The following is a 22,089-nucleotide window of genomic DNA, read 5'->3' on the forward strand; positions in this document are numbered from 1 at the left end:
TTCTCTCTTCGTACGCTTACGATAATCCCGCTCTATCGGCGCAATTATTGCACTGCGTTATAAATGTTGTACAGCATGACCGCCGCTTCCGCGCGGGTTGTTGCCGATTTGGGTTGAATTTGATTGTTATAGCCGTGAATGATTCCGCTCTTGATCAGATACTCGAAGCTTTCCTTGGCGTAAGTGGCGGCGGCATCTTTATCCTGGTAGTCATCCAGGCCTGTCGCCGTCGTTTCCTTCAGGAGTTTGTTCGCCGCTTTTAGCGCCTTCTCCGTCAATACCGCCATATCTTCCCGGGTGATCGGATTCATGGGCTGGAACAGATTATCCCCGGTGCCGTCGGCAATGCCGAGTGCTCTGGCCGTCAGCAGGGCTTCACTATAATAAGCGCTCTCGGGCACATCGGCAAATGAAGCTCCTGTTTGCCCTTTCAGCTCCAGCATCCGCATCAGCAGCATCAGGAAGTCTGCGCGGGTAACCGGTTTGTCCGGTTCGAACGATTCATCCGGGAATCCGTTGACAATGCCTTTTGAGGCCAGCACTTCAATCTGCGTTTTCGCCCAATCCAGAGCAGCGATATCGCCAAATGTTTTCTGCACAAATGCCACGGCATACGTACCCGATTGTGCAGCGTTGAAGGTGACCTGCCCGGATTCCAGGTCATATCTTCCGCTGGTTACAGGCTGAGTCCGGCCTGCATCATCGATAGACCAGACGACGATATGCTCGGGATTCTTCAGTTCTTCCGCGCTTGGCTTGTAAGGAATGCGCACGGTAACCGGCGTCTGCGAATGATTCCATTCAGCGGTCTGGCCGCCGGACAGGACCTTCAATTCAATTGCCGGACGACCGCCGATCTGCTGCTTGATGCTGTCATTCAATTGCCCATCAGCAGGCTGGCCCAGATGAAACTCTACGTCACCGGAAGTCAGCGCGCTTCCCCGGAACATGCTAATTGGAACAACAAGCGTCGCCAGAGGGGTACTGATTTCGATCGAGACGGGATTCGACTCGTCGGACAGCGCGGAGACCGGCAGGGTTTGCACATAGCCTTGAGCGCCTTCCGCATTTAGCACGATGCTTACCGGAGTATTTCCGGTTGTGTCGGCTTTTGCGGCCGCAATCGCTTTATTCAAGGCTTCCGCATCGACGGAAGAGCTCGCGATGCCCGTATCCTTATCCAGGACAGATACCGGCTTGATCACATTAGGTGCACTGGCCGGCGAATCTGTTGAGTCCCCCGGATCCGTTGTATCCGGATCGGTCGGGTTTGGATTTGTTGGATTTGGATCCGTCGGATCCGGATCGGTCGGATCCGTTGGATCTGTTGGGTCTGTTGGGTCCGTTGGATCGGTCGGATCGGTCGGATCCGTTGGAGTCGACGGATCGCTGATAACGGCAACTACATGGGCATCGCTTGTATACTCGGACGAGGCAAATTGGGAATCAACCAGCGTCAAGCCCGCAAGCCCGATTTGGGCGGACCCTGTACCAATGGCTTTGAAAGTCAGCCTGGCCAGCGTCGGATTGCCGGATTGCCCCGGGGTGCTTCCTGTTTCCGTATGCGCGATTTGAATCGTACTGCCGCTGACAATCGGCGTAATGGAGTAGCCTCCAGCCAATGGTTCCACGCCTTTGAACTCCAGAAGAGCGGGGTTATAGCTGACATTGATCTCATAACCGTACATATCGGTGACCTGGCTTGCCGCTACGCTGACTTGGAATTCCTCCTGCAGAGCCGGGCTTTCATTCGTAATCGCAAGCGAAAACGATGGTGTGCTGTCTGCCAGCGCAATACCCGGGCTTACCAGGGAAACCAGCAGAATGAAGACCATACTTATGGATCGCAATTTATATGTCATGAACTAAGATTCATCCTCTCGCGGAAAGATAACCCGGGGAAGCGTCATGCTTGGCCGCTTCCCCAAGCTGTAACAACTGCTGTTATTGCCCGATCTTGGAGGCCAGTACCGCAAGATCAACAATCGTGATTTTATGATCGCTGTTCCAATCGTACCTGTTGACCAGCTGCCAGTCAGGACTTGCGGATGTCAGGCCATACTTCATTCCCAACAGGGCAAGATCCTCAATAGATGCCGTCGTGTTCACGGCTGCCGTGAACGTCTGCATGGCGGTATCCAGTGCATTGGCTGCCTGATCCGCCAGCTCCTGGGTGGCGTCCGCGCTCGCAGCCGCCGCTTTGGCATTCGCGATCTCCAGCAGGAGGGCATCAACTGCTTCCTGCGAATATTGACCCCACAGCGTTCCGACCGAAGCTGCGGATACCCGCGCATCGGCATTGGCGATTTTCACATTCAACAGCGCCAGATCTACCGGTATGTTCAGCTTTCCGGTCGGCAGTGAGGCAAGAGCGCTTGATGTCGCTGCTGTCCGGACGCGGAGATCGTCATTCGGCGCTGCGGACAAATCAAGCGTGGCCGTGCCTGCAGCAATCGGAGCCGTAACATTGGACCAGTTAGAGCCTCCATCCAGACTGTACTGCATCGTTGTGGCTGCTCCCACCAGCTTGACTTGCGCCATGCCGTAGTAAACATTGGCCGTTACTGTCGGTGCGGGAGCCGGCGCTGCCACTGTTGCCAGCAGGCTGTTGATGCTGTGATTGCCCGCTACCCGCAGATAAATCTTGCCCGGGACGAATGCAACCGGCGTAGTTCCCGTGCCTGCCGCAGCCCAGCTGCCGTCGCTGCCGTCTGAGGAATCCAGGCTGTATTCCATATCCTCAGTTGTTCCGGAAATTTGACCTGCCCCCACATTTACGCTCACACCGTTGAAATTATCCAGAGGCTGAACAATAAAATAGTCGATGTTCGATCCGGAATCTCCATTATTGAGCATCAATTTAACCGCTGATCCAGCCGGAATGCTGACATTCGTCTTCACGACGGCATACGCTCCGCTCCAGACGCCGGTGGAAGGGAAGCCGATGCTCTTGATAAACTTGTCGTCGACATAGAGGCTCAGCTTGCTGTTTGCATTGGCTGTCGTATATCCGATAACCAATTGCCCGCCCTTGGCCGTGCTCGTGAAGACCATGGAAGAACTGCCCGGGGTGGACAAGCCGGTAACCGCTTTGCCGCCGGAAGCCGCTCCATCCGAAGAAGCGTCTACTTTGGTTAATGTGGTGTTCTCCGCTTCATACATTTGTCCGATAATGGTCTGCAGCAGCTTATAGTTGTTCGGGTTGGCCGCTTCTCTGACAAAAATCTTGCCCGGCGCCATGACAACCGGCGTATTGTCCGCCTTGGCCGCGGTCCATGTGCCGTTCCTGCCGTCGGTCGAGTTCACGCTGTACTCCAGGAACGTATTCGTGCCTGTAATTTGACTGGTCGCCGTGTTCAGGCTTACGCCGGTCAAATCCTGCGATTGCACAATCATATAGTCAATATTGGCTCCCGAATCTCCGCTGTCCAGCTGCAGCTTGACCGTTGCGCCCGCTGGAATGGCTTTGGTGACCGTGACCGTGGAATAGTTGGTATTCCAGCCGTGGGTAGTCGGGAAAGTGATGTTCCCGCTGTCCACTCCATTGATGTACAAGCTGAGCCGGCCCGGATTATTGTCCGTGCAGTACGCAATAATCAGCCGCGAGCCCGTCGCAACATTGGACAAGGATACGGAATCTCCGTTATTGGAGAAGTGATCCACGACCTTGCCTCCGGATGCTTTGGAATCCGAGGCAACGTTGGTCGAACCGGTTCTTGTGCCGCTCTCGGCTTCGTATTTCGGTCCGCTGAACGGCGGTACCGTTGCAATCAGGGCAAAATGTCCCGGATCGCTTATATCCCTGATGTATACTTTTCCGCCCAGAAACATAACCGTTGTGCTGCCGGCCGTAGCCGTCGTCCATGTGCCATTGAGGCCATCCGTGGAATCAAGGCTGTACTGCATATCGACCGTAGTGCCTGTTATCAGATTGGAAGCTACATCCACGCCTACCCCGCTCAAATCCATGGATATGTAAGAGAGGGAATCGAGATTGACAGCGCTGTCCCCGTCATCCAGCTGGAATTTGACGGTTGCGCCTCCCGGGATATTTACCGGCACCGTCAAGGAAGGATACCCTCCCTGCCATACGCCGTTCGTCGGGAAGCTGATATGCTTGCTGAAGACACCATTAATATAGAGGCTGATCTGTCCAGGGTCGCTGGCTGTGGCATACGTAAATATGATCTTGGAGGCCGAACCGGAGTTCTCGAAGGTTAACGAATCACCGGTCGCCTCGAATTTCACTGCATGGCCGCCCGAAGCCGCAGCATCCGCATATTTGTTCGCAGGATTGCTTAACGTTCCGCTCTCGGCTTCAACCTTTGTGCTGCCGTCGCTAAGATAGATTTTCACCGATGACATCTTATCATTGGCATTCGGATTGGTTCCGGAAGGGAAGTCCGTATCCGAGGTGAACAACCACTTGGTTCCCGTAAAGTTGTCATTGTCGTACACAGCTACTGTGTAGCCCGCCGGTACCCGTACCGATGACGCCCAGTTATTCGGTATGTTCGCCGTCATCAGCTGTGCTGTCGTGTAGCTCCCCGGCGCCAAAGTCACATCTGTACCTCCGTATGAGCCATCCGCATAAAAAGTCGTAATGGTGGTACGGCCTCCCGAAGCGTCCAGCCCCAGCCTGGAGCTTGTGCCGCTTAAGGATTTCACACCCTGATTGGCAGTTCCAGTCAGTTTGGCATGTGTATAATTGCTCAAAGGCTTGGCGGTGCGTTCTACCACATATACGGTGTCCGCCTCCGTATTGAACGTAAATTCACCGCTTGACGAGGTCGTGACGACAGAATTGTCGGAAACCTTTCTGACCTGCACCGTTTCCGTTCCCCAAGGATTGACTACAGTTGCCGGGTTGCCGTACAAGCTTTTGATCCCGACATATTTGATCTCGTCGTTATCCTTCTCCGAGCTTACCTGGAACCCGCCGCTGGCCGACAATGTAAACTTGCTGACAAAGGCAGCGTCGGTCGGCAGAGCAGGGAAAACCCTGATCTTGTCGTTATAGCTTTGCAGCAGCGATTCGTTCATGGCCAATAGGTGCACGCCCATGTACTCGAACTCGCCGTTGGTATTCGTCGTGCGTCCGTTCGGATACTGCTGGTACCGTTGAAGCATCATTCTCATACCCAAATAAGCTTCGTCGCCCAGTCCGAGACGTGCTGCCTGGATAGGAGCCGGATCCCAAACGTTGTTCGACGTGTACTTGTATGGACGGTTATTGTATCCGTTAAGCAGCTTCTGATAGTCCGGATAGCCGATGCCGCTAATGTTATAAGGCCACGCCAGCTCCAAAATGGAATTCTCATTGTTCCGGTTCTGGGACAACGGCGGAGCATGCGGCAAATACTGGTTGGGGTCGTTCGGATCGAGCGGGTATGGGACAAGATTATCCAGAACGTCCTGCCACTTGAGGCGGAGATCCGCATCCAGCTGCAAATCCTCGCTCGTCTTGATTGCCGCCGGGAACAGATCCCGTACAGCCGCCAGGTCGGTAATGGCATTCTTCACGTCCCAATGCTGCTCATGCACATTTGAGGACTCCATAAAGTATTGACCCGTTGTCTCGTCGAATGAAAGCTTGGCCGCATAGAATTTGGCCGCCTCCCGCATGAACGGATACGCGATATTCTTCAAGTAATCGGTATCATTCGTATACTTGTACTGCGCATACATATTCATCGCCGCTTCCGATGCGGTCGACAGCGTATCCTGCGTGTAGTCGCTGTTGATCGTGCCTGCGGCGCTTGCGTTCCAGCCCATCGTCTCCGGAACCCAGATGCCGTCGATGCCGTACCTGGTCTGCGTGTATGCCTTCAGCGTATCGAAATTGCGGCTGTATAAATTGTTGAAGACTTCCACCATATCCGCATGGTTGGAGGCGAGGAACGAATGGTAAATATCCCTCTGATTCCAGTACCAGTACGCGTTGCTCCACTTTCCGCTGTCGCTGTCTTCCACGGCGCTGAATACGCCGTTGATAAAGTGGAACGGATAGCTGCCGAATGCGCCTGCGGCGATGATATACGTGCTCAGATAATAAAAGCTTTCCATATAATCGGCATCGCCTGAAGCGTTGGAATACTGGACGAAGGACTTGGACCAGAAATCATGCCACCAGTCCTTGTAGCTGGCCAAGGTGGTATCGTACCCGGCAGCCTTGACAGTCGTTAACTGTTTCTTGGCTTCGGCAATCGAGTCATACCCCGGGGCATTGAGCCGGCTGGCCGTGGAAATCCAGATCGTATAGCTCGATGTAGGCTTAATGTTCAGCCTTACCTTGCTGCCGTTGACCGTCTGGGTCGTGAAGTCCGCCCCTTCGACCGTCGCAGCCATCGTGTAGCCAAAATGATCCGGGTCGGCCTGCCCTCTGCTGAACCCGACGACAGTCGGATCGGCGAAGGTTGTGACCGTTCTCCATGCGTTGATATTCTTCACGTCGCCTCCGCCGAAGTTGCTGACATCCCACAGGCTCAGATCCAGCGAAACGCTGGCCAGGCCCACACGGCTGTCTTCGACGTGGATGCCCATCACCTCGGAATTCGGCGATCCCATAATCGTAATCTTGCGGTTGGAATCGTACTCGGTCGTCAAGAGACCGTCATACAAGGAAAGTCTCTGTTTATACGCAGTGTAGCCCGTATTCAAACCGGGATTCGTATATAAATTAACCAGGCCTTGCGAAGCGAAGCCTTCCTGCGAAGCGTCCACTCCGGAAACCTGCATCGTAAGTCCGTTGGCTGTATCCCAGACCATTCCGCCCACCTTGCCGTTCCCTACGGTCAAAGCCCCTTTGGGATCGGTGATCGGCGCATTGTATACCACATCGTGCTTGGACAAGTATGAAGCATAGTCCACATTGAGCGTTCCCGTGCTTGTGTTGAAAGCTTCAGACGCCGTATTGTCCGCCGCCCCCGCCACGCCCGGTATCAGGCTGGAAGATATCGCAAGGGATAAGACAACCAGCGAAAGGAAAGATTTCTTTACTTTTCTATTCTTATAAAACTTCATGGGCCAAAAGCCTCCCTGTATGATCATCTTTGTTTTTCATTCATCCCTGCCGGGACTTCCGTTCACTGATGAAACTGAATGAAGCGCTTTCAAGTTCAATCATTTGTTATCGCTTACAACATCGGATACGCGAGTCTGTCCGTCAGCGATAGTGACCCTCATCCTTTCCTTTTCTAAAATGATTCTGTTCATTGCAACACACCCTCCTATGGTGTTTATATCCTAATCATAGTCCCTGCACAATTAAAAACAATTGAATAATATCTTCAAACAGTTTAGAAAGTTACGATCAACGATTTTCCACCCCGGACTCTTGCTGTCCTCGCTGCTGTACAACGCCAACCCCCCCGATCTTCCTTGGCTTTTCAACATCAACCCATGTCATCAAATGTCCATATAAACGCAGCGCAAAGCGATTGCCAATGCTGTCAAAATGGCGTAGTCTAAAAAAGAGACCGTACCGTCCGGTCTCAAAATTAGTCGGAGGGGATTCAAATGCTTGTGCAGATTGTGTTGTTTGACGGATTCGACCTGCTGGACGCATTGGCGCCTTACGAGGTATTTACCGAAGCAGGAAGGTACACGGGAGGCGCGATTCGCGCCGAGCTGGTGTCGGCTGAAGGCGCGAGATCCGTTCCCAGCGGAATCAACGGCCTGCAAATTTCCGCATCCGGGTCGATCGATCCGACAGCCGCGGCGATAATCGTTGTTCCCGGAGCGGCCGGGCCTGTGTACGGGGAAGGGGACGAATCAATCGTCTCTCTGCTGCAAAAGGCGTCGCAAACGGAGCTGGTCCCCAAGATAGAAGCTGCCTTGTCGGTTCCGGGACTGACAGTCGCAGCAGTGTGCGGAGGTTCGCTGCTGCTCGCCATGCAGGGGCTGCTTGAGGGCCGCCGTGCCGCAACCCACCATCTGGGCATGGCGGCGCTGGGAGCGACTGGAGCTGTCCCCGTGCATGCCCGCGTCGTCGATGACGGCAATCTTGTATCAGGCGGAGGCGTGACTTCGGGTCTCGATGTGGCGCTGTACATCGTCGAGCGCGAGCTGGGGCCGCAAATCGCACATGAAGTGGAGAAAATGTTCGAATACGAGAAGCGGGGGACGGTCTGGCGCCCGGTCGGCATGCAGCCAGTTATGGAATCATCGGATTTCGAAGCAGCGGCATTCGGGGCGGATGAGCGGGAGCCGGAGAATACGTCCGGCATTGTCGATGCCGGAGACGGGATCATCTCCACAAACAGGCCCACTGCCCGCGAGGATGCCGGAATAACCGTATTTGTCGGGAGGTGGGAGGTAATCGTTGCCACGCCCATCGGAAAGCTCCCGGTCACGTTGAACATCTCCGGGGACAGTGGACGTGTGAGCGGAACGGCCGTGCAGGGCGATGAGAGAGTCGAATTCATCGATCCCGTCGTGGCTGGCAGCCTCTTAAGCTGGTCGCTGAAAGTGAAGAAGCCGATGCGTTTGAATTTGAAATTCGAGGTGACCGTGCTGGGGGACGAAATGTCGGGCAGAGCCAGGGCCGGCCTGCTGCCTGCTTCCAAGGTATCGGGCAAGCGTACGGCAGCGAACTGAACGAATCCCCAGAACCGGCCACTAAGAACCGGCTGACGCCGGACGTTGGCGGCTTCTCCATGTTTCTTTCATCCCTAAGGAATAGCAGCAGCGTATTCAGAAGCCTCTGGACCGCCGCCGTTACGGTTATGCCGTATGGTTCACGTCCGGGCGCAGGAGCGCAGTGTGCTTTCGATCTGTTTCGTCGCGAAGGCGACATGCTTGTTGTCCCGGGTCAGCCGGCTCGCCATTATGGCGCCTTCGATCGCCGAGAAGATGAAGGAGGCGAGTGCCTCGGTGTCCATATCCGGCTGGAATTCTCCGGCAGACACCCCCTGCTCCAGAACGCCTTGCATAAAGGATTGGGTATGCCCGTATGCATCGATCGCCTGGTCCCGCAGCAGCGGAAAAGAATGATCGGCCTCGACGGCGGTGTTCAGGAACGGGCAGCCTCCCTGCAGCGGAGGATTGTTCACGGTGTCGCTGTATACGTTGCACATCGCGATAATCTTCTCTGTTGCCGTCTCGCAGTTCTCGGTCGCCTGTAAGAACAGCCGCCAGAGCACCTCGCCCGCGTATTGAAACGCAGCAACGGCAATGTCATCCTTGCCGGAGAAGCTGCGGTACAGCCCGCCCTTGGTCAGGCCGGTCTCGTCCATGATATCCTGCATGGTCGTAGCCGCATATCCTTGCCGGTTGAAAAGCTCGGCGGACTTCATGATGATCCGGAGCCTAGTTTGTTCGCCCTTGCGCATGGCTCAAACCCTTTCACGATGCAGACTGTTTCCCTAAATAATAGCACAGAGGTGTCCGGAATGCCCAATACGAAGCGATTGTACCGGCTTATGCTGATTGTGGCGGCAGGCTTTATCGCGTACGTTCTGTACGTCAATTTCATTGCTGATCCCCGGGCAGAATCTTTTCTAAGCCATAAAGCAAATCTCAAGCATCCCATTAACGTTTCGGTCTGGCTAAACGTCTTGTATGTTCATGTGGCATTCGCGTGCGCGGCCATGGTGTCGGGAGCCATCAACTTCTCGCAGAAAGTCGTGTACAAGCACAGGAGGTTCCATAGGCTCAACGGGTACTTCTACTTGATCGCCGTTTTTGCCGTCGTGATCACTTCCGGCTATATGGCTCCAGCAGCGACAGGAGGCAAGGCGGCCAGCATGGCCTTCAACCTTCTGAACGTCCTGTGGCCGGCCATGACGATCACGGCGGTGGTCCAGATCAGAAGAATGCGGGTCGCCAACCACCGGGAGTGGATGTGCAGAAGCTACTCCTTCTGCTTTACCAATATGTTTATCCATCTGTTTACCTTCATTGGCACCAAGGGATTGGGTCTCGCTTACGAGAAGAGCTATACGGTCAGCGTCTACGGATCTATTGTGCTATTGCTGTTGCTGGCCGAACTGGTCATACGAACGGTTTACAGCAAAACGTCGGGAGGACTGCAGAATTAGGAATCCGCCATCACAAAAGAAATAAACGATCGTCAGCTTTGCGGCAGCGGCATCCGGCTGAAATCGCTTCCAAGATGTTGCAGCATCCAGCTGCTCATGAGCTCTTCGGCCAGTCCATGCCCTGGTTCCATCGCGACCTGAGGCGTGCCGCATATTTAGAGGCAGAGTACCCGCTGTCGCCTGATAGCCGAGGTGTTGGGGGAAATCGCAATGACGACGGAGTCCCCCAAAGGGACTCCCTTCATGCTAACGTCCCATACCCCTGCTTATCCAACTCCTCCGCGATTACGCTGTAGCCCCGCCCGTTGGGATGAAAATGATCCAGCCATAAGAGCTCCCGCTCCCTTCCCAGAAACGAGCTGTAAATATTCGCGACCTTGAGATTCCCGTCCTCGAAGCTTTCGAGCTGGCTGTTGAAGCGCCTGACCCACAGCCCTGCTTCGGGCTGGGAGGGTGTGGGATTATACAGATCGACCGCGCGGATCAGATAAGGCTTGGAGCCGGACTTCAACTGCCTGATGACCGCGAGAATACCTGCAAAATTCTTCCGGCAGCTCGTCAGGGCCTCACTGAACACCTCTTCGTTCCGGTGGACTGCGAAAGCTCTGGCTGCATCGACCATATCATTGCCTCCGACTGTCAGAGTGATGATATCAGCGTTCCCCAGGATGGCCCTCGCCTTGGGATCGTGTCTTACAACCGATAGAATACGCGGCATCCTTGCTCCCGATATTCCCATTTTGTCGTAATAAACGGGCTGTCCCAATCTCTCCTGAATCAGCCATCCATATTTCGGAACAAAACCACCGCCTAACAGCCCCCCTACTCCGGCAGTCAGTGAATCCCCGATTGCGGCATAATGGATCACTCGCGCTCCTCCACCTTCCCCATGATAATCGCCTTCCCCTTCATATACCACCAGCATATGAATTGCCGTCTTTATCAGTGCTTTAGGAAGCATAAAAAACGGCAGTGTAAATTGAAAAAGGCAGGAAATCCCCGGGGAGATTTCCTGCCTGCTTATGGGTTTGCTTTATGGTTTGGGGAGACCTGGACAGATAACTCCCGGCGTGTATTATCCTTCGTTCGGCGTTTCCATCTGGGCTGAGGTTTCGGGCTGCGCCGGGGCCGGATGAGCTTTAACGTATTCAATCGCGTTATAGATCATTTCAGCGGAATCAGCGCGCGTGATTTCCGCTTTGGGATGGAAATTCCCCTCTGCATCCAGCGACGTAATGCCCAGAACGATTGAGCGCTGGATCGGACCGTTATATTCTACGGTGAAATCGTCCTGATCCTTGATATCGACGGTTTTGACATTGATCATCGGCAGCGGGAAATGCCCTTCCATCGCCAGCATCAGTTGGTGGGCGAATTCCTCTTTCGTCCATTTCTTGCTCGGATCGAGATCGGCCGGCAGATCGAAGCCGCTGTTTGCCGCGATAATCAAAGTATCGGCGTACCAGGCATCATTTTTCGCATTTTTGTAGTAGTCGGTTGCCAGCGGCATTTTGACGAAACGAAGGGTATCGATATTCAAATCAAACGCTTTGACGATCATTTGAATACCTTGCGAAGCCGTCAGCGTAGCGGCGGGAAGAAACAGGTCGCTGCTCACGCCCGATACGAATCCGCCTGCCTGCAGGGAAATGATTTTATCCTTGGCAGCTACCTTGTCCAGATCGGTAAAGGTTGTCGATGCGGCAAAGCTTTGTCCGGCAAAAGACAACGAAAGCACGACGGCTGCGGAAAGACCCAGCATTTTCTTCTTGGATGTCATCTCTATCACCTCTTCTAATTTATGGAACGTTTCATAGACTCAAACGTTGTGCAGGCGCCAAGTGTTGCATAATGTCGAGGATTTATATGTTAATATTATGTGAAGCCCCGGGAGCTTTAAAAACTAATTTAACTGATGTGGTTAAAGAGTACGGTCTAGAAAACCATCAGTTAGAAGCTTTGAAAAAAGTTAATTGGGATGACGCATCCAAGTTTAATAACTTAGATGAGGGGAAACCATCATGGGTTCACATTTACAGTGGTCACGCAGACCCGCTAATTGAAAGACCTGAAGCCGGACGATTAGACCCGGGAAGTATTGGAGGGTTTGAACGCCCAGGTAGGTAAAAACATTCCTTGAATGGCTCGTAATGAGCCATTCAAGACATAAAAGAGGTGAGTTTTGTGAATGTTGGAATTCTATTATGGAATACCTGCAACTTGCCAGGGAAAGGCTATTTAAGAGCTCCGGGGTTTCTCCCGTTCGATACTCAGTCAGATCCGGATCTTTATCAGCCCGATCCTTAACGATGTGGGGCGATGTATTTACATATGTACAAAATGCGATATTTTATACATAAGTATTGGATCGTCAGAACAAAAAAAATGGCACATAAGCGCATTGTAGAAGCTTGGAAACGGTGTGGATATTCGCAACTTAAAATTACCCAACGAACAGGAATGACTACCATAGAGTATCAAAAAGCCGAACGCTTAGAAAAGGCATTGTCGCCCTTCCAACTTGCAAATATTGCAGGAGTGCTTGATGTCACGGTCCAATATCTCATCGGATTCGGAAATCCATGGGCATATCATGAAGATAGACTCGAAGCATCTTTTTAATTTTGGCGAAAAAATTTAAATATTCCTTATTTCCCAGCGGACACACAGCCAGCAATATGAAATTAGAATTATAGACTCAGCTATGAAACCAACTGAACTTTTACTTTTAAACATCAGAAAGCTGCCGGTGCAAACCGGCAGCTTTCTGATCATCATGTTTTGACATTCTTAAAAACCAGGAATGCCTATTCCTGGGGTACAGCGCTCATATCCATATAGGCAATTTCCCACAGATGCCCGTCCAGGTCTTCGAAGCTTCTAACGTACATGAAGCCGTGATCCGTCGGATCTTTGGACTGCTTTCCCCCCGCTGACAACGCTTTGTCCGCCAGTTCGTCTACATGCTCCCTGCTATCGGCAGAGAGTGCGATAATTCCTGCAGCGGCGGTGGCGACATCTGCAATTGGCTTATTGATGAACGTCTGGAAATACGATTCTGTGAGCAATTGAACGAACGTATAGTCGTTAATAATCATGCAGGCTGAGTTATCGTCTGAGAACTGGGGGTTAAACTCGAAGCCTATGGCACTAAAAAATTCCTTCGTCTGAATTAAATTTTTTACTGGCAGGTTCAGGTACGTATACTTCGATTTGTATGCCATTGTTTGGGTCACCTCATCATATTTTTTTGGACACATTTTTTCGCTTCTTTTAAGGGTTATATTCCCCAATGTCTCTTTCTCCATTTGATTACCCTAACAAGCGCTTCTAACTTACAATAAATGGATATAGAATCACATCTCCTTATTAACAACCTATTCCCGGCTTATGAAGTTCGACCTATCTTGTCCGGCTGCGGAGAATTTACCGTACTTCCGGCGCCCGGCGAAGAATTCGGCGTCGTGACGCCTGCGCTGCATGCGGAGACGGAAGCATGAAATAGCATAATCAGGTTGCCCTTTTTCAACTATCTTCATCATCACTGATAAACTGGGTAACACGGTCAGTCTAATAGAGACGGATCAAGATAAGATGAAGCGGACATCAAGATGAAATAAAGATTGGAGTAGATTCACATTTTGTTCAGATTGCTGCTTATCCAAACTAAATAAGAGAAGTCTATTAAACCACTCCGCGCTGACTTGTCCTTCTACAGCTGATATCTGCTAATATAGGGGAGAAGAAAGCGGTGCCTATCGTGACTTTTCCGTTCGTCATTTGACCTCGTTCAGGAGCTCTTCCAGGCGATCCCAAGTTTCAGTGATGCCCTGCAGCATGCCCATGTCGATGACTTGCTTGAGTGCTTCCGCCGAGACGTACGTGGCGCGGTTGACGAGCTTCGTCTTATCGCCGAGATCGACGAATTCGAGTTCGATGTCAGTCGCCGGCATGTCGGCTTTTTTATTTCCTTCGGCATCCGAGAAGTAATCGACGTAGTCAATTCGCTGCGGCTCGGAGATTTTATGATAGATACCCAGGCCCCACGATTCCATGCCGTAAAAGTCGCCTTGGTTTCGATCGACGCATTTCATGCAATAGTGCCATTTGCCACCCGGCCGGAAATCGACGCTGACGAACGGAACGTCCCAGCCCCGCGGCCCCCACCAATGTTTCAGGTGTTCGGGCTCCTTAAACATTTTGAACACGAGCTCTTGCGGCGCGTTGAACACTCGCTCCAGCACCAGCACTTTATCGTTTTCTACCCGGGAAACCATTGTGTTCGTCGACATGATAAATCCTCCTCGAAATTTGAAATTGCTTTTCTATGACCGTTGGCTTTTTCGGATATCCGCTGCCTTGCACTAGACCGGCAATTCTTATAACCGAGACTGAATATTTTAAAAAATAGGTGGCTCCAGGCGATCACTTTTCTGAAAGTCAACCATCCAACCTGGATATTCAGGAGGCAGTGTACTCACTTCGTCAAGTTGGCGAATTTCATCATCCGTCAGCTCTAAATTTGCAGCTTCCAGATTTTCTTCCAACTGCTCCAATCGTTTCGCTCCAACAAGAACGGAGGTTACAACTGGTCTTGTCATCAGCCAAGCGAGCGCTACACTTGCTATACTTGTCCCATGTGCTTCAGCGATCGGTTTTAACGTATCAATGATATTCCAAGCTCGCTCTTTATCTACAATCGGGAAATCAGCCGCAGAGCGGCGCGAATCCTCAGCCTTTTGATTGTGTCGATCATAACGCCCTGACAGTAGACCGCCAGCAAGCGGACCCCACACCAGAAGCCCCATCTTCTTCGCTTCCATCAAAGGCGCCAGCTCTCGCTCAACATCGCGGCTGGCAAGAGAATAATACCCCTGAACCGTTTCAAAGCGAGCCAGATTCTTGCGTTCCGAAATACCAAGAGCATCAGCAATTTTCCAAGCATGCCAGTTCGACACTCCAATATATCGTACCTTACCTTGTGTTACCAGATCATTTAAAGCACCTAAAGTTTCTTCTACAGGTGTCAAGAAATCATCGGCGTGAATCTGATACAAATCGATATAATCCGTCTTCAATCTCTTTAAACTTGCCTCCACTGCATTCATAATATGTCCTCTTGAAGCACCGACATCGTTACGTCCCATACCTGTTCGTCCGGCGGCTTTGCTAGCAATTACAACTTCCTCCCGTGCAATACCAAGATTGTGGAAGGATTGTCCAAGAATAATTTCACTTTCACCTTCTGCATAAATATCAGCAGTATCAAAGAAATTAATTCCGATATCGACACTCTTTTTTATCATAATTATTTGGACTCTCACCAGTACATTATCTCCAATCCCGTAATGATGCCCATTCAAATCAGATATAATTTATATTTGATTACCCTTAGTATGATTACGTTTTCCTCTCCCTTAATAAGAAAAGGGGCTCCATCCCCCTTTGCACCTACATTACCCAAACCTTTCATCGATCGCCTTGTGTACGGCCTTGGGCATCTAAAAATCACAGTCCCCGCGCGTTGGAGGTGATATTTTAGTTCTAGATGGGATTAGCACTCAATAGTATTCTTCCGCGACTATGCCTGCCCTCACTTCGCAAGTGTGCATCCTTTACCTCGTTCAGCGGGTATATTCTGTCAATTTCCGCTTTGATTGTACCATCCGCGAGTAGTTGCGCTACCGCTTTATTGTCATTATACGTCGGAAACGCGGTGCTATGTTTGGCTGTAACCTCGAATTCGCGTGCCTTCTCTTGGGATGGCGGTTGCACCAACGAGACGATGCATCCACCTGGTTTCAATACCGGCCATGATCGATCTTGGGTACTTCCTCCAACTGTGTCTACTACCAGATCTACATCCTTTAAGACTTCTTCAAATGGAATCGTCGTATAATCGATCACGTGGTCTGCTCCCAATAATTTCACATAATCGAGATTAGCGCTCGAAGCGGTGCCAATCACTTTGGCGCCCTTCCATTTAGCAAGTTGAACAGCGAATTGTCCTACCCCACCGGCCGCAGCATGAATCAAAACGGTCTGACCGGGTTTTAGATTTCCTTCTGTGAACAAAGCTTTCCAAGCGGATTCGGCACCTGCTCCAATTGTCGCTTCATCATCAAGCTTGAGATTTTCGGGTACATGCAACAACCCGTTTAATCCCGAATATGGTTCAGAAACTGAAACGATCCCATATTCTGAATATGATCCTTTCATTTTGCCGAAAACGAAGTCGCCTGCTTTGAATCCCGTTACATTGTCGCCTACGGATTCAATAATGCCGGAAACAACTGTTCCCGGAATAAACGGCAGCTTTTGGGGAAATACATCCTTCAGTATTCCACTGCGGATTTTCCAATCCAGTGGAATCACTGCCGCATATTCAACACGGACAAGAACTTCGCCGGACTGCGGCTCCGGACGTTCCACATCTTTTAATTTCAGCACATCTGGGTCGCCGTATTCATGCACACATATTTGTTCTGAGAAAATAAAGTATTAGACTGGATGTATTGCAGCCGCGCTGTTTTTTCGATTTACAAACCGTCACATTCCGAAAATTAAGTATTAGACTAACCCCAAAAACGAAACAGCAACAGCCATGGACTGAGAAAATAAAGTCGTAGACTGCTGCTGCTTTATTGAACTAACGTACCCGGTAGTTCAAAGTTTACATAGAAACGGCAGCCAACAGCGTGGCTGCCGTTTTCGTGCTCCAGTTGGTGGTAGCTGGCCCTCTGTTTGTGTCGGTGGCATTTATGGCCGCGAAAACCGCGGCCTTTTTCGAAGGTAAACTTATATTCCCACATAACACGAGAGAAAAAAATTATATATATTCCTTGACAGGAATATTCCACGTTGGGTATATTATGAATGTAAGCAAGAGGTGCCGCTGAACCGAGGTGATTGGTACCGAATGATAAGTAGCACAACGTTTAGCGCTTTGGCAGAACCGAACCGATTACGCATCCTGGATTTGTTGGCGAATGGGCCGCTTTCCGTAGGCGAAATTGCGGAACGGCTGCAGTTAAGGCAGCCACAAGCCTCTAAGCACTTGCGCGTCCTGTTGGAAGCTGGCCTGGTGAAAGTCGAAGCGGAAGCGAATCGGAGGAATTACAAGCTTCGGATCGAGCCTCTTAAAGAGCTTGATACATGGCTTGAGGGTTACCGCCAAATCTGGAATGAGCGTTACGACAACTTAGAGCGTTATTTAAAACAGTTGCAAGAAAAGCCCAAGGAATCATCCAAATTAGAGGAGGAAATGGAATGACAAACCAAACCGTAAGCAAAGTAGAAGGAAACGTATTGATCCTGGAGCGAGTATTTAACGCCCCACGCGAGTTAGTATTCCAAGCTTTCTCCGAAGCCGAGCATTTGAAGCAATGGTGGGGGCCGAGCGGTTGGACGCTGCCGGTTTGCAACATCGATTTTCGCCCAGGCGGCATCTGGCATTACTGCATGAAGTGCGAGGATAAGAACCAAGGCGATTTCTACGGCATGGAATCATGGGGCAAAGGCGTGTACAAAGATATCGTAACCAGCGAAAAAATCGAATACACGGACTACTTCTCAGACAGTGAGGGCAATGTTTCTGCGGATATGCCTGCAACCGATGTGATTCTTCAGTTCGTAGAGTTCGCAGGCAAAACTAAATTGATTAACACTGCAACATACACGTCCACCGAAGCGCTCCAAACGGTATTGGATATGGGCATGGAGCAAGGCATCAGCGAAACGTGGGATCGTCTCGAAGATCACCTGCAAAATGTTCAATTGTAATTGTCACGTACTTAAAGAAAAAGGATGTGATTACCAATGAAACGAGTTTTAATCATGTACTGGTTTTTCACAGGATTATTAGTTCTATTCTTTGGGGCAGGCGCCATTCCCGACGTATTGTTAGTACCAGATGCGGTAAATTTATTCGAGCATTTAGGATACCCTAATTACCTTTTGCCCTTTCTAGGCATTGCCAAACTACTAGGCTTGACGGCTATCCTGATTCCAGGCTTTCCGCGAGTTAAAGAATGGGCTTACGCGGGTATCACTTTTGACTTGGGCGGGGCTATGTATTCCACAATCGCTGTAGGCGACCCAGTTAGCGGGTGGATCTTTTTCCTGATCGGTTTTGCCGTAATCGCTGGATCCTATGTGTATTACAACAAAAAGCAAAAAGCAGCAGTGTCCATCCCTATTGCCAGCATAACGAACTGATTTGATGTACCGGAAGGAGAATATATAAAATGTCACTAGAGAGCACTGATCCAAAAGTTACACATTACATCGAAAACTCTGAGGATTTTGCCAAACCAATCCTCAATTATCTTAGAGAGCAGATACACAAAAACTGCCCTAATGTAGTGGAATCAATTAAGTGGGCCATCCCGCATTTTGATTACAAAAACGATTTCATGTGCGTTTTAGCCTCCACTAAAAACCACTGTTCGCTCACATTCATAAAATCTGAGTTCATGAGCGATCCCCGATTTGCTGGTGGCAAGAAAGTAAAGCCAGGCCAGCGATTTATGAGCAGATTCACGAGTATCTCTGAGCTGCCATCAGATGAAGAACTCGCAGGCTTTATCAAAGAAGCGATGGATTTAAATGACCGAGGCGTGAAACTTGACAAGACAGCTAAAGCAGCGCCGGGTAGCAACCCAGTAGAAACTCCGGCATATTTCCTAGAAGCACTCTCGAAAAATCCTACTGCTCAACAAGTTTTTGAGAACCAATCACCGTCATTCCGCAAGAACTACATCGTATGGCTTGAAAGTGCAAAGACCGATGCCACACGACAACAGCGAATAGATGAAGCCCTGGAATGGATCGCCGAAGGCAAAGGTCGATTCTGGAAATACGCAAAGTAAAAGAGCGCCTAACCTTGCGATCGGGGTTTCGAATCCCTCATCCCTAGCCAAGAAAATGATACATTCATACGTGTCATAAGAATAACCAAAAAGCGTACAGCAGTACTTAAATGACGAATACATCGCCATGCGGGCCAATTGCCCCGGCGATGTATTTTCTATGCCTCGAAGTCAACACGGAGTCAACGCGTAGCCAATGAAAATACTTGTAACCTAGGATATTTTCACATTAATCCATCCAAAAGCGACATCAAAGATGCCTTCGTTATCGCCGACATGGTGAAAAACGGTTAACTACACCTTCAACAAAGAAACCAGTGAAGGGTTCATGGAACTGCGCGTTCTCATGGCGAACCGGGAGATAATCGTCCATCGTCTCGTCAGCGTCAAGAACCAGATCCACCGCTGGGTCGACATTGTGTTCCCCGAGCTTCGGCAGGTATACAAGCACCTCATTGGTTCCGAATCGCTAGCTACCCTGCGTCTCTTTCCTACGCCTGCCGAGTTTAAAGCTATCGCCAGTCTAATACTTTATTATCCCAGTCTACAACTATATTTTCTCAGTCTAATACTTTATTTTTCAGTCTAGTACTTTTTTTTCTTTGGACAATATTGCCTTCATCAATGATTCTGACATTTGAATTCTCTCCCTTTTCTTAAAGTATTCTGTCTTAAGCTCTGCCTTTCAACAATGCCAATTCAGCTTGTATTATTGTGTTACTTGTGTTCCTTGAATTATAATTTCTTGTGCAACATTCTCTCAATAACGCACTTTTGAGTAACATAGTTTCCATTTGGATACAAAAGGAGAATCGAATATGGACGAGGAAAACCTTTACTGTCCTGTCCAAGCGGCTCTGGCCGTAATTGGCGGAAAGTGGAAGCCTCATATCTTTCGGCACCTGATCGGCCGAGCAAACCGCTTTGGAGAATTACAGAGCGCTTTGCCGTACGTAACACGAAAAGTACTTACACAACAACTTAGGGAGCTGGAAGAAGACGGTGTCGTCATCAGAACCATATTTCCACAAGTCCCTCCTAAAGTGGAATATTCACTTAGTGATTACGGCAAGACTCTCGTTCCGATTATTAGCTCGCTTTCTGGTTGGGGACAAGTACACATCGAACGCGACAATCATGACGGAGCCAAAAAGGCTGAAGCCTGACATTCATAATCCACTTTAGCAATATGTGTACTTTCAACCTATGTCTCTGCGGCCCCCCCGATTAGGAAGATACATTCCTTAAAATATTACATCCGCATGACTACTAAAATTGGATGGTTACTTATACTTGTATTATCTAATCCGATGGGGTTAATGGTTACGCTTAACGAATTGTTTTCTGGGTCAGAAGCGTTTATACCCTTGATATAAAAATCGTTTCCTGCCTGAGTTATCTCCATATAACAAAAACCGCGCTGAGCGCGGGGCAATATCGATATATGTTCTTGTCCGCCTCCAACATGGAAAAGGCTATTTAAGAGCTACGGAGTTGGTCACTAGTCCGATCCTTAACGATGTGGGGCGATTTATTTAGATATGTACAAAAGACGGATTTTGCGAATATGTTTCTCGTTGGTCATGACTAAGCCCGCGTAAATCGCAGCTTTTATTTTATGACATCAAGTTCTTGTCACGAGCCAATGACAAGAACTTGATGTCATTCCCGACGGAGCAGCTCCAAGCAGACTTTGTTAAACTCCCTCGAAATGATTCCGTTTCCTCACTCAGACTCATGAATTCGCAGGATTTCACCCTGTAGTCAGAATGAAGAAGGGACAGAAGCAGCTCATCGATGTGATCCACCGGTACATTCACTTTTACAAACACAAGCGGTTTCAGAAGAAATTAAACAACCTTAGTCCGGTGGAGTACCGAACTAAGGCTGCTTGGTGCTCTTATTTCATTGTTGTCTACTTGACGGGGCGCCGCCGGCCTCCCGCCTGGGAAGGACCCAGTTGGGGCGCGGGAAGTGGCAGGTGTAGCCGCTCGGATTACGCTCCAGATAGTCCTGGTGCTCCGGCTCTGCTTCCCAGAAGTCGCCGACAGGCTTCACTTCGGTGACGACCTTGCCCGGCCACAGATCCGACGCGTTCACGTCGGCGATCGTCTCCTCCGCTACCTTTCTCTGCTCGTCGCTCTCATAGTAGATCGCCGAACGGTAGCTTGTGCCGATATCGTTGCCCTGACGGTTCCGCGTCGTAGGATCGTGGATTTGAAAGAAATACTCCAGGATGCGCCGGTAGCTCGTCTCCGCTGTATCGAAGACGATTTCGATCCCCTCAGCATGAGTGTCATGGTTGCGATAGGTCGCGTTCGGAGTGTCACCGCCAGTATAGCCGACGCGAGTCGAGACGACGCCGGGAAGCTTGCGGATCAAGTCCTGCATTCCCCAGAAGCATCCCCCAGCGAGTACAGCGCGCTGATGCATGTTAAACCTCCTCAATCTGATCGAGATATTTGCCGTAGCCCTCGCTCTCCATGTCGTCGCGATGGATGAATCGGAGCTACGCGGAATTGATGCAGTAGCGTAGGCCACCGCGTATCGGCTTCGTGAAACTTGGCCACCCAAAGGAGGACTAGACCCAAGCTGCATATCGGTGATCTCTCGAAGCTCCATGTCTAGGATGTCCCATATCCGCATTGGAAAGCCAATGTTTTTCCAACTAACTTAGAGCTTCGTGAGATCCTCAACCATTATACCCGCGGTATGCGTGACTCAAACCTGTTGTTTTTTACTGTTGAACTAAGCAGTACATTTGCCGCGTCCTGACTTACCAGATCAGAGAGCAACTAGATACCTTGTCCGGATTTTGCGGAAGCCAACGTACTGCAAAAAAACGCGCAAGGCCTAGATACGAGGTTGTGGATAGATGAAACCGATCTCACCGAGAAAACAGTAAGACGCTGACACTTATGCCTCGTATTTAAAGTAGCTTCTTTGCGTAATTAGGGATAGGGCAATAAGCTGAGGAAATTGAGAATTTGATAGACTTGTGTTCAAAATGCGACTTTTTTGAACATATGTTCGTTTTTATTGTTTAAAAAATGCAGCCTCCTGTTCTGGCCACTAGTTCAAAGTCGATTTCATCGTCAAGATTCTCCTCAATATAGGCTAGTGTGCCTTGTTCATGTTCTGAATCGAGTCCATTGTAATGACCACCCTTCCATCTCATC

At 50.2% G+C, this 22,089-nt stretch carries 17 protein-coding genes and 2 pseudogenes; 9 read left to right on the plus strand and 10 right to left on the minus strand.

Annotation, left to right across the window (positions count from 1 at the left end; all coding sequences use genetic code 11):
- Positions 1 to 44: 44 nt before the first annotated feature.
- The gene (locus AC0YOB_RS27005) at positions 45 to 1,862 is read right to left on the minus strand and encodes an S-layer homology domain-containing protein (protein WP_475795402.1); all 1,818 of its coding nucleotides are present in this window, start codon (positions 1,860 to 1,862) and stop codon (positions 45 to 47) included.
- 82 nt (positions 1,863 to 1,944) lie between these two features.
- A complete protein-coding gene (locus AC0YOB_RS27010) occupies positions 1,945 to 7,023 on the minus strand; it encodes a glycosyl hydrolase family 95 catalytic domain-containing protein (RefSeq protein ID WP_475795403.1) in 5,079 nt (1,692 codons plus the stop codon).
- 495 nt (positions 7,024 to 7,518) lie between these two features.
- Here AC0YOB_RS27010 and AC0YOB_RS27015 point away from each other — a divergent pair, with 495 nt between their 5' ends.
- The gene (locus AC0YOB_RS27015; RefSeq protein WP_475795404.1) at positions 7,519 to 8,598 is read left to right on the plus strand and encodes a DJ-1/PfpI family protein; all 1,080 of its coding nucleotides are present in this window, start codon (positions 7,519 to 7,521) and stop codon (positions 8,596 to 8,598) included.
- Between the two features lie 140 nt (positions 8,599 to 8,738).
- Here AC0YOB_RS27015 and AC0YOB_RS27020 read toward each other — a convergent pair whose 3' ends face one another.
- Positions 8,739 to 9,332 carry a TetR/AcrR family transcriptional regulator gene (locus AC0YOB_RS27020; RefSeq protein ID WP_475795405.1) on the minus strand — a complete coding sequence of 198 codons (594 nt, stop codon included), beginning with the start codon at positions 9,330 to 9,332 and terminating at the stop codon, positions 8,739 to 8,741.
- 60 nt (positions 9,333 to 9,392) lie between these two features.
- Between AC0YOB_RS27020 and AC0YOB_RS27025 the strand changes: the two genes are divergently transcribed.
- On the plus strand, positions 9,393 to 10,040 hold the full coding sequence (locus AC0YOB_RS27025) for a DUF2306 domain-containing protein (RefSeq protein WP_475795406.1): 648 nt from the start codon (positions 9,393 to 9,395) through the stop codon (positions 10,038 to 10,040).
- A 241-nt stretch (positions 10,041 to 10,281) separates the two neighbouring features.
- Here AC0YOB_RS27025 and AC0YOB_RS27030 read toward each other — a convergent pair whose 3' ends face one another.
- The 6 genes from AC0YOB_RS27030 to AC0YOB_RS27055 all read right to left on the minus strand — a co-directional run bounded on the left by AC0YOB_RS27030 (position 10,282) and on the right by AC0YOB_RS27055 (position 16,490).
- Positions 10,282 to 10,965 carry a GDSL-type esterase/lipase family protein gene (locus AC0YOB_RS27030; RefSeq protein ID WP_475795407.1) on the minus strand — a complete coding sequence of 228 codons (684 nt, stop codon included), beginning with the start codon at positions 10,963 to 10,965 and terminating at the stop codon, positions 10,282 to 10,284.
- Positions 10,966 to 11,115: 150 nt separating this feature from the next.
- Positions 11,116 to 11,820 carry an S-layer homology domain-containing protein gene (locus AC0YOB_RS27035; RefSeq protein ID WP_475795408.1) on the minus strand — a complete coding sequence of 235 codons (705 nt, stop codon included), beginning with the start codon at positions 11,818 to 11,820 and terminating at the stop codon, positions 11,116 to 11,118.
- A 1,027-nt stretch (positions 11,821 to 12,847) separates the two neighbouring features.
- Positions 12,848 to 13,264 (minus strand): VOC family protein, encoded by a 417-nt coding sequence (locus tag AC0YOB_RS27040; protein WP_475795409.1) that lies wholly within the window; start codon positions 13,262 to 13,264, stop codon positions 12,848 to 12,850.
- A gap of 552 nt (positions 13,265 to 13,816) precedes the next feature.
- Positions 13,817 to 14,332, minus strand: coding sequence for an SRPBCC domain-containing protein (locus AC0YOB_RS27045; RefSeq protein ID WP_475795410.1), 516 nt, complete (start codon positions 14,330 to 14,332; stop codon positions 13,817 to 13,819).
- Between the two features lie 108 nt (positions 14,333 to 14,440).
- Entirely contained in the window at positions 14,441 to 15,346 is a 906-nt protein-coding gene (locus AC0YOB_RS27050) for an aldo/keto reductase (protein ID WP_475795411.1), read from the minus strand.
- 238 nt (positions 15,347 to 15,584) lie between these two features.
- On the minus strand, positions 15,585 to 16,490 hold the full coding sequence (locus tag AC0YOB_RS27055; RefSeq protein WP_475795412.1) for an NADP-dependent oxidoreductase: 906 nt from the start codon (positions 16,488 to 16,490) through the stop codon (positions 15,585 to 15,587).
- Positions 16,491 to 16,959: 469 nt separating this feature from the next.
- Between AC0YOB_RS27055 and AC0YOB_RS27060 the strand changes: the two genes are divergently transcribed.
- From AC0YOB_RS27060 to AC0YOB_RS27090, 7 genes and pseudogenes are all read left to right on the plus strand, one after another.
- The gene (locus tag AC0YOB_RS27060; protein WP_475795413.1) at positions 16,960 to 17,313 is read left to right on the plus strand and encodes an ArsR/SmtB family transcription factor; all 354 of its coding nucleotides are present in this window, start codon (positions 16,960 to 16,962) and stop codon (positions 17,311 to 17,313) included.
- Positions 17,310 to 17,822 carry an SRPBCC domain-containing protein gene (locus AC0YOB_RS27065; RefSeq protein WP_475795414.1) on the plus strand — a complete coding sequence of 171 codons (513 nt, stop codon included), beginning with the start codon at positions 17,310 to 17,312 and terminating at the stop codon, positions 17,820 to 17,822. Before AC0YOB_RS27060 ends, AC0YOB_RS27065 begins: the two co-directional genes overlap by 4 nt.
- A 36-nt stretch (positions 17,823 to 17,858) precedes the next feature.
- Complete coding sequence (locus tag AC0YOB_RS27070; RefSeq protein ID WP_475795415.1) at positions 17,859 to 18,257, plus strand: DoxX family protein; 399 nt, start codon at positions 17,859 to 17,861, stop codon at positions 18,255 to 18,257.
- A 29-nt stretch (positions 18,258 to 18,286) separates the two neighbouring features.
- Complete coding sequence (locus AC0YOB_RS27075; protein ID WP_475795416.1) at positions 18,287 to 18,910, plus strand: YdeI/OmpD-associated family protein; 624 nt, start codon at positions 18,287 to 18,289, stop codon at positions 18,908 to 18,910.
- A gap of 237 nt (positions 18,911 to 19,147) precedes the next feature.
- Positions 19,148 to 19,427, plus strand: a pseudogene (locus AC0YOB_RS27080) (IS110 family transposase); the annotation flags it as partial.
- A 301-nt stretch (positions 19,428 to 19,728) separates the two neighbouring features.
- Complete coding sequence (locus tag AC0YOB_RS27085; RefSeq protein ID WP_475795417.1) at positions 19,729 to 20,076, plus strand: winged helix-turn-helix transcriptional regulator; 348 nt, start codon at positions 19,729 to 19,731, stop codon at positions 20,074 to 20,076.
- A 603-nt stretch (positions 20,077 to 20,679) separates the two neighbouring features.
- Positions 20,680 to 20,784: pseudogene (locus AC0YOB_RS27090) on the plus strand (hypothetical protein); the annotation flags it as partial.
- A gap of 31 nt (positions 20,785 to 20,815) precedes the next feature.
- On the opposite strand, the gene msrA reads toward AC0YOB_RS27090, so the two are convergent.
- Positions 20,816 to 21,343, minus strand: a complete 528-nt coding sequence (gene msrA / locus AC0YOB_RS27095) for a peptide-methionine (S)-S-oxide reductase MsrA (RefSeq protein WP_475795418.1) — start codon at positions 21,341 to 21,343, stop codon at positions 20,816 to 20,818.
- Positions 21,344 to 22,089 lie beyond the last annotated feature (746 nt).

Source organism: Paenibacillus sp. JT31N17, assembly GCF_056269255.1.

Bases quoted from the DNA above. Each gene is read 5' to 3' on its own strand.
- AC0YOB_RS27035 (WP_475795408.1), bottom strand. From the start codon at position 11,820: ATGACATCCAAGAAGAAAATGCTGGGTCTTTCCGCAGCCGTCGTGCTT.
- AC0YOB_RS27030 (WP_475795407.1), bottom strand. From the start codon at position 10,965: ATGCTGGTGGTATATGAAGGGGAAGGCGATTATCATGGGGAAGGTGGA.
- AC0YOB_RS27075 (WP_475795416.1), top strand. From the start codon at position 18,287: ATGTCACTAGAGAGCACTGATCCAAAAGTTACACATTACATCGAAAAC.
- AC0YOB_RS27005 (WP_475795402.1), bottom strand. From the start codon at position 1,862: ATGACATATAAATTGCGATCCATAAGTATGGTCTTCATTCTGCTGGTT.
- msrA (WP_475795418.1), bottom strand. From the start codon at position 21,343: ATGCATCAGCGCGCTGTACTCGCTGGGGGATGCTTCTGGGGAATGCAG.
- AC0YOB_RS27015 (WP_475795404.1), top strand. From the start codon at position 7,519: ATGCTTGTGCAGATTGTGTTGTTTGACGGATTCGACCTGCTGGACGCA.
- AC0YOB_RS27040 (WP_475795409.1), bottom strand. From the start codon at position 13,264: ATGGCATACAAATCGAAGTATACGTACCTGAACCTGCCAGTAAAAAAT.
- AC0YOB_RS27025 (WP_475795406.1), top strand. From the start codon at position 9,393: ATGCCCAATACGAAGCGATTGTACCGGCTTATGCTGATTGTGGCGGCA.
- AC0YOB_RS27065 (WP_475795414.1), top strand. From the start codon at position 17,310: ATGACAAACCAAACCGTAAGCAAAGTAGAAGGAAACGTATTGATCCTG.
- AC0YOB_RS27070 (WP_475795415.1), top strand. From the start codon at position 17,859: ATGAAACGAGTTTTAATCATGTACTGGTTTTTCACAGGATTATTAGTT.
- AC0YOB_RS27060 (WP_475795413.1), top strand. From the start codon at position 16,960: ATGATAAGTAGCACAACGTTTAGCGCTTTGGCAGAACCGAACCGATTA.
- AC0YOB_RS27085 (WP_475795417.1), top strand. From the start codon at position 19,729: ATGGACGAGGAAAACCTTTACTGTCCTGTCCAAGCGGCTCTGGCCGTA.
- AC0YOB_RS27045 (WP_475795410.1), bottom strand. From the start codon at position 14,332: ATGTCGACGAACACAATGGTTTCCCGGGTAGAAAACGATAAAGTGCTG.
- AC0YOB_RS27050 (WP_475795411.1), bottom strand. From the start codon at position 15,346: ATGATAAAAAAGAGTGTCGATATCGGAATTAATTTCTTTGATACTGCT.
- AC0YOB_RS27010 (WP_475795403.1), bottom strand. From the start codon at position 7,023: ATGAAGTTTTATAAGAATAGAAAAGTAAAGAAATCTTTCCTTTCGCTG.
- AC0YOB_RS27020 (WP_475795405.1), bottom strand. From the start codon at position 9,332: ATGCGCAAGGGCGAACAAACTAGGCTCCGGATCATCATGAAGTCCGCC.